Origin of the sequence: Brevundimonas sp. BAL450, assembly GCF_015767455.1 — a bacterium.
In the GTDB taxonomy this organism is placed as follows: domain Bacteria; phylum Pseudomonadota; class Alphaproteobacteria; order Caulobacterales; family Caulobacteraceae; genus Brevundimonas; species Brevundimonas abyssalis.
This window is the reverse complement of record NZ_JADWOW010000043.1, coordinates 60,662-71,796: the sequence shown is the minus strand read 5'-3', so window position 1 is coordinate 71,796 and position 11,135 is coordinate 60,662. Positions and strand designations below refer to the sequence as shown.

The following is an 11,135-nucleotide window of genomic DNA, read 5'->3' as shown; positions in this document are numbered from 1 at the left end:
GGACTTCAGACCAAGGCCCCCTGAGGACCGCTCCCGACCCAAAGCGGAATTCTAGCTGGCCGTCAGTTCCGATCCCCGTGTTCTCTGCAAGCGGGTCGCTCCCCGAAGGCGAAGGGTTGCGGCAGTGAGATTCACGTCTTTCGGCGCTCGCGACCCTCACGACCATTTCGGTTGAGCCCCGGTTGCTGCCTGGGTCAGCCGCACAACGGCTGAGCGGTCGACTGGCCCACCCTCCTCAATGCTTCAGGCGCGCCTGCGGCAGACTGACCAGTCCGCGGTTTCGAGACTGCAGGCGTTCGACTCGCTCGACGTTGAAGACAGTGATCTCGCTTCGCGCGACGACCTTACCGTCGCGAACCCTCGATACTTGGCGGGCGAACAGTTCGTTTTGCGGGTCCAGGAGGGACATCGCCTCGCGATTCGCTTGGCTCCAATCCGCTTGCCGTTCAGCGACCAGACGGCGGATCAGCAGCAGTACCTCCGATAGAGCCGCGACATAGGAGCGGGCCAAGGGCCCGAGTTCGATCGCGCCCTTGGAGTCGGTGAGCGCATTCAGGAGCGCTGACAGACTCGCCCTCGCCTCCTTCGACGCCTCCCTGTTGCGACGCAATGCGTCACGCTTGAAGATCACAGTCAGCGTCTGCTCCACGACGACCTGCTCGCCCTCTTCCAACCGCCGACGCGCCGTGGTGAGACCGCTGACGCTGGAGCCCTCGTGCTGGGCATGATTGCGGATCGCGTGAACCACCGTGAGAACAGGCAGACGTAGCTTCAGAGCTTCAAGCTCCTTCTCGAAAGCCTTCAGCAGGGGCCGCCCGCCCAGCTTAGGCAGCCGGTCTTTAGATTGTTCAAGGAAGGCAAAGGCTGAGCTGAGGAGATTGTCGAGCAGCCGCCCCATGGTGATCCGGACAGCATCGAACTCCTCAATCGTGGTTATCGGATGCACCAGTTCGGACGCCAGTCGCATCATGGCCCCACGCTCGAAATCGATGAAATTTCCGAGCATCGCCTCATAGGCTTCCTCAATATCGAGGATATGACCGAGCCCCTCCCTCGCCTCCACCACCCGGGCGAAAAGATCACCGCTGATCTCGACGCGGCGCCGTTGGCCGTCCCGGCGCATTCGACCGGTGGCGCGGTAGCTGTCGCAGTCTTTTGCACTCACGATCGCATCCCCCTGAAGGCCAGCCGGTCACGCTGCGGCCGCGAAAACGGTCGATTGCCGGCACAGGCCGGAGGACCGGATCAGATGGTGGGAACCCAGTGCTCCAGCCTCACTTCGAATACGGCCGGACTCTGCGAGTACCGATTGCCTGCGGGATCGATGTAGGCGAGGAAATAGTCCGAAGCTGGCGAGGCCATGATCGCCGCCCCGAAGGCGGTCGTATCAGGCCGGTAGAAGCTCAACTCGCGGCGACGTCCCAGCACCTCCCGAATGAAGGACTTCTCGAACTCGGCGACAGCCTTGCATTCGACACCAATCAACACTTCTCCGGGACTGGGGCGAGGTTGATGCTGATCCGCAAGCACGACGATATCAATCTCGTGGTACGCGCTGAGGTCGGTGATCGTCGCCCCATGCGCGAGCGCGACCTCGGCGCCGAGCGTCATCACCTCGACGTCAGTGTAAACCCGGCCTACCAGGACGCCGCCGTCAAACAGCATGAAATGGGGCGATAGAGGATCGGCATACCCCCCACTGGCCTTGAGGCGCAGCGGTCCGGTCCCGGTGTAGGTCGGTGTCAGCCCATGGTCCCCGTGCAACTGGGCGAGGAGACGCCCGACGCAGTAAACCTCGTAAAGCTTGCCGCGCGTCGCATGGACCGCATGCACAATTTGCATCGGCGTGAGCGAAGTGACCTGGTCAAAAATCGCCACGATCTCATCGGCGCAGGCCTCCTCATCCAGGGAAGGCATCGTCGTCCTCCTGAATGAGCGCCCTCAAAACTTGGATTCGGCGTAACGGCTCCGACAGGTCAGGCAACCTGGCGAGATCAAATTCGATCGTGCCTTCCGCCGTCGCAGACGGCAGGACCGCGATCGCAGTTGACGGAACATTGAGAGCCGGGCCCTCGGAGTCGCGCGCGCCGAGTTCGAGCATGCCGCGAATCTTGGACATCGCCTGGTCGTAGACGCCACGATGAAGCAGCAGAACGTGCCGTTCGAGCGCATCAAGCCGCCGCAGCAGCCGGTCGCGGGGTGGAAGCCGTCGCCGCACTCCCTCCTCGGAGCGCTCATCCGACTCGACCGATCGATCGCCCAAATCCGGAGCGCCCAACCTCACGGCGTGCTCTCTGATCAAGCTTTCCAGCCGCAAACAGCCCTGTTCGTTCATTCTCCGCCATTAGGACTAACCCGGCACCTTTGCAACCTCTACGTGGGTCACCTGACCCTACGCGGGACCTGCGTCCAGTTCCACACGTTCAAAGGTGATCCGGGGGCAGCGCTTGTCGAGCATGCCCTTGGCGAGGCTGCTGCTGGTGACGGACACCATGATCTTGTCCAGGCTGAGCATCGCTGGCAGAAGTAAAGCCACAACTTGGCGGCGAGGCGAATTCACCGGAACGGTTTTGCATATGCCCGACATCCGCTAAGTCTTCAGGGGCTGCGACCCGCGTCGCCCTATGATTCTGGAGGCGCCCGTGGCGCACGACTTACAGTTCGGAGTTCCACGGCCGGCGCTGTCATGAAGGTTTCGGTGCACAGTCATTGCTCCGGCGCCGAACGCGTGCCGGCCGGAATCCTGGAGGGCGTGGTCGCCTCGGCGGCCGCTGTGGATGTCCGGGTCGAGCGCGGCGCGGCTCGCCGCATCCGCGACCAGTTCGTCGCCCAGCTTCGCTCGCGCGGCTGGTCCAGCGAGGTGACGGTTGCGCGCGGCTCCGACATGAGCATCACCTCCATGAGAGAGGGCATCGGACTGTGTCTCCAGACCGGCAACATGGCGCGGATGTACGCCGACCTCATCAAGCTGCAGACGCTCTATCTCGATAACGCCATCGCGGCTGCGGTTCTGGTGTTGCCTTCCCAGCCAGTCGCCCTCGCGATTGGAGACAACATCGCCCAGGCGGCCCGTCTGGAGCGGGAGCTCGAGATTTTCCGCAAGGTCTTTTACGTCCCCACGCTGGTCATATCACTGGAGTGAAAATGCCGGACGCCGCCATCCCCGACATCCCCAAGGGCTCCCGGTTCGGCTGGCCTCGGCCCGCACGCCTGGAGGAGTTCAAGACCCGGCTCGAGGCCAAGGGACTGCCCACGGACCGGGTGGTGTTCCAGGGTCTGAACCAGGACTTGCCGATCATCCGGATTCCCATCGACCTGCCCAAATATCGAATGGCCAACGGACGCACCGCCTCCCTGCAGGTCGAACACCTGGCGATGAACCCCGGGCTGAGGTCGGATTTGTTCACCGGCGACCCTGAGATGTGGGACGCCCAGGAGGCGCAGCATGAGCTCTTGCTGAAGCTGGGCCGGCTTTCCGATCTGGATGGATATTTCGAGGACGCGGCGCATCAACAGGTGAACCCGCTGTTGCTCGACGAGAACGGCTTTGTCGTCAATGGTAACCGCCGCCTTTCGATGTGGCGCCAGCTCCTTCACGACGAGCCTGAGAAGTACGGCCACTTCGAACACATTGAGGTCGTCGTCCTCCCCCACGCGACGGAAAAGGACCTCAATCGGCTCGAGGCGCAGCTTCAGATCGAAAAGGACATTCGGGCCGATTACAGCTGGGACGCCCAGGCCAACATGATGGTCGCCAAAATGGAGCGGGACGGCATCAAGGCCGAAGAGCTGTGCAAGCTCTACCGGATGAAGGACGCCGAGTTCGCCCAGCTCCTGGATATGCGGACTTACGCTGACGAATATCTCCGCTCGCGCGACAAGGCCAACATGTGGTCGGAGGTCTCCGGACAGGAGCATACCTTCCAGCGTTTGGTGCAGAGCCGCTCCAGGCTGTCCGGGGTCGCCCGAAAGGAAGTCTTCAAGGAGGCCGCCTTCGCCCTCATCGACGAGCCGGCTTCGGTCGGCCGGCTGTACATCGCCATTCCGGATCTTGCGGCGAATCTTGACAAGGTCGTCGACCGCCTTGCCGCCGAACTCGAGTTGGAGACCGCGACGCCGGATGACGATCTGGACGAGCTTTTCGGCGCAGGGAAGGCTGATGACGAGGCCGGCGCAAGGGAAACCGGTCTGATCAACGCCCTGAAGGACCCGCAGCAGCGGTCTGTTGCCCGGGATACGATCGCTGATGTCCTCGAGACGGAGCGACAGCTCAAGAAGGACGTCAAGAAGGCCGGCTACCTGCTCGACCAGTGCGCAAAGGCGAACAGTTTCCTGACCGTGGCGGCGAAGGACGGCCTGCGCCCAGAGTCGAAACTCACAGGCGTGTCAAAGCAGCTCGATGAGATCGAGGCTCGAGTCGCCACGATCCGCGCCTATCTGGCCGAGCATGCTTAGTATCGACTACCGGGCTGGAGACGGAAGGGCGGTCTTCACCTGGAGCGCCGGGGAAAGCGCCTCGCCATGGGCGACGATGCTGAAACGCGTGGCCTTCGATACGAGTCGTGAAGCTGCATTCGAAGGGGTTGCCGGCGTGTCCCTGCCCTGGTGGGGATTTGTCGGCGCCCGTGATCAGTTCCTGCAGGTTTTCAGGGCAAACGGCCTGAAGGTCGGCGACGGCCTGTCGATCAGCCCGCGCGCCACGGCCCTGCTCAAGCAATCCCAGCGTGCGGCGGCGAGCTACTGGGCGGCGGCCGACGCCCCGCCGTTGCCACCGGATGCACTCCGGGCCTCGCTGAAGGCCGCAGGTTTCGGACGTGACCTTTCCAAGCATCAGACCCCGAACGTGGGCCGGCTCGCCGCCCTGCCGGCGGCGGCGACCTTTTCAGTCCCGGGGGCGGGCAAGACCACCGAAGCGCTGGCGTTCTTCACCCTGCGCGCCCAACCGGGCGATCGTCTCCTCGTCATCGCGCCCAAGAACGCCTTCGCGGCCTGGGATGAGCAAATCCGCGAGTGCCTGCCGCAAACCACCACCACGTTCGAGCGCCTTCGGGGAGGTCGAGACCGCATCCGCGCCGCCCTGGCCGCCGACCCCGCCCTCATGTTGATGACCTATCAACAGTTGCCAAGGGTGCAAGATTTGGTCGCGCAACACCTGGCGCAGCACCGCACCTTTCTCTTCCTTGACGAGAGCCACCGGATCAAGGCCGGCGTGAGCCGGGCCAGTGGTCGCTCGGTGATCGAGCTTTCGCATCTGCCGGTGGGCAAGCTCGTAATGAGCGGTACGCCCATGCCGCAGGCCGTCACCGATCTTATTCCGCAGTTCCAGTTCCTCTATCCTGAGGTTCCAGCGGAAGAAGATACGGTCGTGGACCTGATGCGTCCGATCCACGTCCGGACAAACAAGAAGCAGCTAGAGTTGCCGGACGTCACCCGCAACCTGGTGTCACTGCCGATGGCGCCTGTCCAGCAAGCGCTCTACGAGTTGATGCGTCTGGAGGTGGCACGGGAGGCTTCTGCCGTACTGGACGCCCAGGGACGCCAGACGTTCCGCGCCCTGGGCCGGTCGGTCTCCAGGCTGCTTCAGTTCGTGTCCAACCCGTCCCTCCTCGCTGCCCAGATCGGCTTCGCGCATCATGAGCTGCTTGCCGCGGTCCTGGCCGAGGGCGAGGGCCCCAAGCTTGAATACGTTCTCAAACGGGCCCGCCAACTTTCCCGCCAGGGTCACAAGGTTCTGATCTGGTCCTCATTCGTCCGGAATGTCGAATACATGGCCTCGCGGCTGGCGGACCTCGGGGCCGTCTACATCCACGGCGGCGTCGATGCTGGCGACGAGGACGATGCGGACACCCGCGAAGGCAAGATCAAGGCCTTCCACGACGACGAGAACGTCCGGGTCATGGTCGCTAATCCCGCAGCCGCCAGCGAAGGCATCAGCCTGCACCGGGTGTGCCATCATGCGATCTACCTGGATCGCACATTCAACGCGGCCCACTACCTCCAGTCAGAGGACCGGATTCACCGTTTCGGCCTGCCGCAAGATCAGGAGACGATCATCGAGATCGTTGAATGCACCGGAACCGTCGATGAAACGGTGCGTAACCGGCTCGGCTTCAAGATCGGGGAAATGGCCAAGGCCCTGGAGGATTCCTCGCTGGCTCCGGACCCAATCCCTATCGATCCGACCGATGTCGAAGCGGAGGATATCGAAGAGTATACGACCGGTCTTCAGCTCGACGACATCCGCGCGCTGGTCGATGAGTTGGGCCGCGCCTCGTGACCCTGCCGCTCTCGCCCGGCCTGGCCCAGGCGGGCATCGCCCTGCTGGAGCTGCTGCAGCGACATGCGATGACGGCGCCGAATCTTGTGGCAGGCCTGCCCAAAGTCGGCGGCATGCCCGCCAGCGCCGCGCTTTCGCTCGCCGAGGTCCTGGGCTGGCTCGACATCACTGACGCGGGGTTGCTCCAGGCCTCGACCGCAGGGTTGAAAGTCCAGGGCGCCGCCGACTACGAAGCCGCTCTGCGCTGCATCCTTCTCCAGTATGTGGACGCTCAAAAGCCCGACTGGCTGCAGAACGCGACCTATGGCCGATCCCGGGTGCTGAGTTTCTGTCCGGTGGGGGTGTGGCAGGTGTTCGTGGAGGCTGGCCTGGCCGGTCCACCGACCAGCGATGTCGTCGACTTCTGGGACCTGCTCGCGAGGATCGCCCGAGGCCTGCAGCAGGATCACCTCCTGATCATCGGCCGGGAGGGCGAAAGGCTGACGCTCGCCTATGAAGAAGCGCGAACCGGGCTAAAGCCGCAGTGGGTTGCGATCGACAGCAATCAGGACGGCTATGACGTCCTTTCCGTCGTCAGCGCGGAGAACCGTGCTTTCCTGTCGATTGAGGTCAAGACAAGTCGAACCGGGATCGGCGGCGCGCTGCACCTGACGCGTCACGAGTGGGAGATCGCAGTCGAACGCTCTGCGCATGTCTTCCACCTCTGGGATCTGGCGGCCGCTTCGCCCCGCCTGGCGAGCGCCAGCATGGACGCGATGGCCAAGCACATCCCGGCGGACACCGGCGCCGGCGGCTGGGAAATGGTTGAAGTCCCCTTTGCCGCCTTCACCAGTTTGTTCGGGTCGATAGAGCTTTAGTCAGGCGACCGCCTTCTGACGACGATGCCAAGGCAGGGTATTGAACCAGGCCCCGACCAGAAGTCCGCTCAGGATGGCCATGGCGTGGGTGGCGAGCTTCTTCGACCCCGGAATAGTATCACCCTCTTCCTCTTCAGCCGCCGCCGCCATGACGTAGCCGATCACAGCATGTTGGTCGTCGATCGCCACGACTTCCAGCCGTCGATGAACCTCGGCGGCCAACTCGCCCAGAAGGTCCGCCACCTGGAAAGGCCGCAAACCCTCGGCGCGGTGTGACCAGGCGGCCTGAAGCGCGCCCGGCGTCGTCTCCTGGAGTCTCAGCTCCGCCGTCGCGAACGCCGCGCCGGTCGTCATCATGAGCTTCTTAATCAGCGGAGAGCTTCCGAGCTGCCGCAGCAGGTCCTGGTCGAGTTCAATCTCTCGAATATCGACCGATGGGCCGAAGAAGAACCGAACCTGCCAATCCCGCTGCTGTCCACGTCCATTGGCGAGCTCGAATCTCATGCCGCTCTTGAAGCGAAGCCCGGGCAAGGCCGCGCGGAAGCTGCGGCCCGCCGGATAGGTGCGCCCCTCTGTGGTCGGCGGCGTCACTGGCGCCGACCTTTCCGGCAGCCTCAACGCCGAGCCGGCTCCGCTGTATGGGGCCAAATCCTCAGCCGAGGCGCCCTGGGCGGCTCGAGCCACGAGATAGGTGAAGGTCGGGGGAATGGCGTTGCCGACCATCTTCGCCTTTTCCGGGAAAGAGCGTGCGTAGAACTGATAGGTGATCGGGAAGCCCTGCAGGCAGGCGCGTTCCCGGATGCTCAGGCGACGGAAGCCCCCCTTCCCATCCGCTATGACAATGCTTTCGCGCGACACGCGCGTGCAGGTCGCCGTCACCGTCCGACCCGGCACGTCCATCGCATCCGGGAAAGCCATGTTGTTGTAAACCGGGTGGTAGGTCTTGGCCTCGCGGTTCATGCGAAGTTCTTCCGCATTCAAGGCGCCTTCGGTTTCGCGTTCGGTCACGGCGGCGGCGGAAAGCCTGCAACCCCACACCGGATCCACAACCTCATCACCGCAGGCGACCGCCTCGATGACGTCGCCGAGCGTCCGGCGCGGCAGGCGCGAGCGATAGGAGGCGATCAGATCAAAGGGAATATTTCCCGCGATGCACCGGCGACGGGACTGGGGCGTCCCATAGTCCGAGAAGTCGATGACCTCGATCCGCATTCCGAGATCGCGGAACCGGTACAGCGGATGTTTGGGGTCCGACATTCCGCGCCGGAGAACGTGAGCCACGCGCGGCACATTCTCCAGCGCCCAGAACTTCGGCTTCAGATGATCGACAATCTCCAGGAACCGGATGAGGTCCTTCAATCCCTCTTCAAGATCGCCGCCACCGCCCCGGTTCGAATACGAAAACTCTGTGCAGGGAGGACTGCCTACGACCAGGTCGATGTCGGAAGGCAGGTCTTCAAGCCGGAGCTGACGAACATCCGTCGCCTTTAGAGCGCCGCCATGATTGCCGTTGTGGGTGTCGACGGCCGCCTGCCACCATTCGTAGGAGGCGACGACATCGACGCCCGCCAGGCGGAGTCCGAGGCTCCACCCGCCGATTCCTGCGTATAGGTCGATTGCACGCACCAGCGATCGCTCCAGCGCGACTCACGCGCATCTCCAGACAGGTCAGACAGTCTAACGGACTGGCGTTCAGCCGCAAGATCCAATCGACCCAGAGGAACGAATCCACAGGCGGCAGACGACATCATTCAGGCGGACCTGTGATGATTTTCGTCTGAACCGCCACCACCACGGCCTCAATGCGCGTCCTGACTTGCAGTTTCGAACACGCTTTCTGGAGATAGGCGTCCACGGTCCGCGACGAAAGGTCAAGTATTACTCCAATATCCGTTGAGCTCTTTCCCAAACTGACCCACGTCAGACACTCCAGTTCACGCGGGCTCAGCGGACGCAGGGTGTGATGATCCTTCATACGCCCCTCTCTAATGGCTCCCGACCACTACAGCCTCAAGAAGAGCTGCAATCAACGAATGAGTCTTGCGGACTGGCCGCAACAATTTTGCGCGAAGGCGCGACGAAACAGCCCATGCTTGGTCGTCCGGCAAGCGTCCGCTAGGTTCAGATGTCGGGCGCCGTGGATAGGGTCGATGGTTGTGCCGGGGTTCGTCACGCACGAAGGCGTCGCATCGACCTGAAGCAGCGGGCCTCAATTCGCGAGGATTCCAACGCCCGACCCCTCCCCGCTTGCAGCGGGATTCCAAATGAATCATGCTTCGTCGTCGGCGCCTGGCGCCGATAGGGGCGTGGAATCCCCTGTGCGAAGGCTGAACATTTCTGGCCGCGACCAGCGCGGCGAACGCTTGGCGTGTGCGAGCGGCGATTTTTCGCCGGCGCGACGGCGACCAGCGCGCGCCCGGTGATTCCCGAGCCGCTTCTCAGCGGCACGTGCTCCTTCGCGAGTTCGCTGGAGCGCGGGTTTTGGCCGATACAAGACAGTGCGACGGGCCTAGTTCCACAGGCCTTGATGAGCTTTACCGGGGTTACGCCGACTGGCTGCGGCGGCGGCTCCGCCGCCACGTGGGCGATGACCAGGCGGCCGATCTGGTCCAGGAAACTTACGTCCGGCTGGCGCCCTATGCGCGTGACGACATCCGTCACCCGAGGGCTTTGTTGCTGCGGATCGCCACCAATCTGCTGCGCGATGGCAAGCGCAGGGAAGCCGTACAGGCCGCTTTCGCCGCCGGAAGTTTCCATCCAACCTCCACGCCTGGAGACCAGGCGGAAGCGGTGCAACTGAAGGAAATTCTGCTTTCCATGCCGTCGCTTTACAGGGACGTCTTCGTCTTGAGCCGTTTTAGAGGTATGACTTACGAAGACATCGCGCGGATACATGGGATCAGCGTGAAAACCGTGGAATGGCGGATGTCCAAGGCCCTGGCTCACTGCCTTGAGCGGCTGGACGACTAGGCGGGACGATGGTCGACAGCGACAAGCGACAGCAGGAGGCGGCTGCCTGGTTTTCCCGGCTGAACCAGCGGCGGGTCTCCACGGACGACGTTCACGCTTTTGCGGCCTGGCGCCGCAACCCGGCGAACGCTGCAGCCTATGCGAAGGCTGAACGCCTGTGGGACGCCGCCGGCGCCCTCGCCTCGGACCCGGCCATCGAACGCATGACCGAGGACGCCGGACGGCGGCAGCCCGGGCGACGGCGCTCCAGGCCTCTCGGCTATCTGGCCGCCGCCGGGGTCGGCGCCGCCGTGGTCATTTGCGCGCTGGTGGGCTGGAGCGTGTTGCACACGCCCACCTACAGGACCGAGATCGGCGAGCGGCGGACGATCAATCTCTCCGACGGCTCGTCGGTCACCTTGGACACGGCCAGCCGCATCGCCGTGCGGATTTCGGGGGACCGACGCAGCATCGACCTCATCGAAGGCCAGGCGTTGTTCGACGTCGCCAGCGACCCTTCCCGTCCCTTCACGGTCATAGCGGGCGCCGTCGAAATCCGCGCCCTTGGCACGCGCTTCCACGTCAGGCGACTCGACGGCGGCGCCAGGGTGATTCTCGCCGAGGGCCGTGTCGCGGTGACTGACGAGCGGACGGTGGACGGCGATTGGACCCTCAGCCCGGGACAGCAGCTGGTCACGACCCGGCCGACGCCTGCGGTCGAGACTGTGGATGTGCCGGCGGCCACGAGCTGGACGACCGGGCGGCTGACGTTTGAAGAGCTACCGCTGCGCGAAGCGGTCGCGGAAATGAACAGGTATTCGAGGGTTCAGCTTGTGCTTGACGCCTCACGGCTTGGCGACATCCCGGTCAGCGGCGCCTTCAACGCCGGGGACATGGAGGGTTTCGCCGCCGCGCTGGCCGATCTGTACCCGGTAACCGTCAGCCGCGCGGACGGGCGGTTGATCATCTCGGATCGCGCGGCCGGCGCCTCCTGAAAATAAATTCCGCAGCCATTCAGGGCGCCGGCCGCCCTGCCCCGTCTCTTCCTCTCA

At 63.8% G+C, this 11,135-nt stretch carries 11 protein-coding genes; 6 read left to right on the top strand and 5 right to left on the bottom strand.

What is annotated here, in order from left to right; all coding sequences use genetic code 11:
- Positions 1 to 235: 235 nt before the first annotated feature.
- From IWC96_RS05280 to IWC96_RS05270, 3 genes are all read right to left on the bottom strand, one after another.
- On the bottom strand, positions 236 to 1,165 hold the full coding sequence (locus tag IWC96_RS05280; RefSeq protein ID WP_196838518.1) for a hypothetical protein: 930 nt from the start codon (positions 1,163 to 1,165) through the stop codon (positions 236 to 238).
- A gap of 80 nt (positions 1,166 to 1,245) precedes the next feature.
- Positions 1,246 to 1,917, bottom strand: a complete 672-nt coding sequence (locus IWC96_RS05275) for a hypothetical protein (RefSeq protein ID WP_196838517.1) — start codon at positions 1,915 to 1,917, stop codon at positions 1,246 to 1,248.
- Positions 1,901 to 2,335: a hypothetical protein gene (locus tag IWC96_RS05270; RefSeq protein ID WP_196838516.1), complete on the bottom strand. Its 435-nt coding sequence runs from the start codon at positions 2,333 to 2,335 to the stop codon at positions 1,901 to 1,903. Before IWC96_RS05270 ends, IWC96_RS05275 begins: the two co-directional genes overlap by 17 nt.
- Positions 2,336 to 2,686: 351 nt before the next feature.
- Here IWC96_RS05270 and IWC96_RS05265 point away from each other — a divergent pair, with 351 nt between their 5' ends.
- Genes IWC96_RS05265 through IWC96_RS05250 form a run of 4 tightly spaced genes read left to right on the top strand, consistent with a single transcriptional unit; the run spans position 2,687 to position 7,134 of the window.
- Positions 2,687 to 3,142, top strand: coding sequence for a BglII/BstYI family type II restriction endonuclease (locus IWC96_RS05265; RefSeq protein ID WP_196838515.1), 456 nt, complete (start codon positions 2,687 to 2,689; stop codon positions 3,140 to 3,142).
- A gap of 2 nt (positions 3,143 to 3,144) precedes the next feature.
- Positions 3,145 to 4,455: a hypothetical protein gene (locus IWC96_RS05260; protein WP_196838514.1), complete on the top strand. Its 1,311-nt coding sequence runs from the start codon at positions 3,145 to 3,147 to the stop codon at positions 4,453 to 4,455.
- On the top strand, positions 4,448 to 6,277 hold the full coding sequence (locus tag IWC96_RS05255) for a DEAD/DEAH box helicase (RefSeq protein WP_196838513.1): 1,830 nt from the start codon (positions 4,448 to 4,450) through the stop codon (positions 6,275 to 6,277). Before IWC96_RS05260 ends, IWC96_RS05255 begins: the two co-directional genes overlap by 8 nt.
- Positions 6,274 to 7,134, top strand: coding sequence for a DUF3883 domain-containing protein (locus tag IWC96_RS05250; protein WP_196838512.1), 861 nt, complete (start codon positions 6,274 to 6,276; stop codon positions 7,132 to 7,134). Before IWC96_RS05255 ends, IWC96_RS05250 begins: the two co-directional genes overlap by 4 nt.
- Here the strand turns inward: IWC96_RS05250 and IWC96_RS05245 are convergent, their stop codons facing one another.
- A complete protein-coding gene (locus tag IWC96_RS05245; protein ID WP_196838511.1) occupies positions 7,135 to 8,760 on the bottom strand; it encodes a DNA (cytosine-5-)-methyltransferase in 1,626 nt (541 codons plus the stop codon). It lies immediately after the preceding gene.
- A gap of 121 nt (positions 8,761 to 8,881) precedes the next feature.
- The gene (locus IWC96_RS05240; RefSeq protein WP_196838510.1) at positions 8,882 to 9,109 is read right to left on the bottom strand and encodes a helix-turn-helix transcriptional regulator; all 228 of its coding nucleotides are present in this window, start codon (positions 9,107 to 9,109) and stop codon (positions 8,882 to 8,884) included.
- 506 nt (positions 9,110 to 9,615) lie between these two features.
- On the opposite strand from IWC96_RS05240, the gene IWC96_RS05235 reads away from it, so the two are divergent.
- Together IWC96_RS05235 and IWC96_RS05230 are read left to right on the top strand one after the other, a co-directional pair.
- Positions 9,616 to 10,104, top strand: coding sequence for an RNA polymerase sigma factor (locus tag IWC96_RS05235; protein WP_196838509.1), 489 nt, complete (start codon positions 9,616 to 9,618; stop codon positions 10,102 to 10,104).
- 8 nt (positions 10,105 to 10,112) lie between these two features.
- Positions 10,113 to 11,078: a FecR domain-containing protein gene (locus IWC96_RS05230; protein WP_196838508.1), complete on the top strand. Its 966-nt coding sequence runs from the start codon at positions 10,113 to 10,115 to the stop codon at positions 11,076 to 11,078.
- The last annotated feature ends 57 nt before the right edge of the window (positions 11,079 to 11,135 follow it).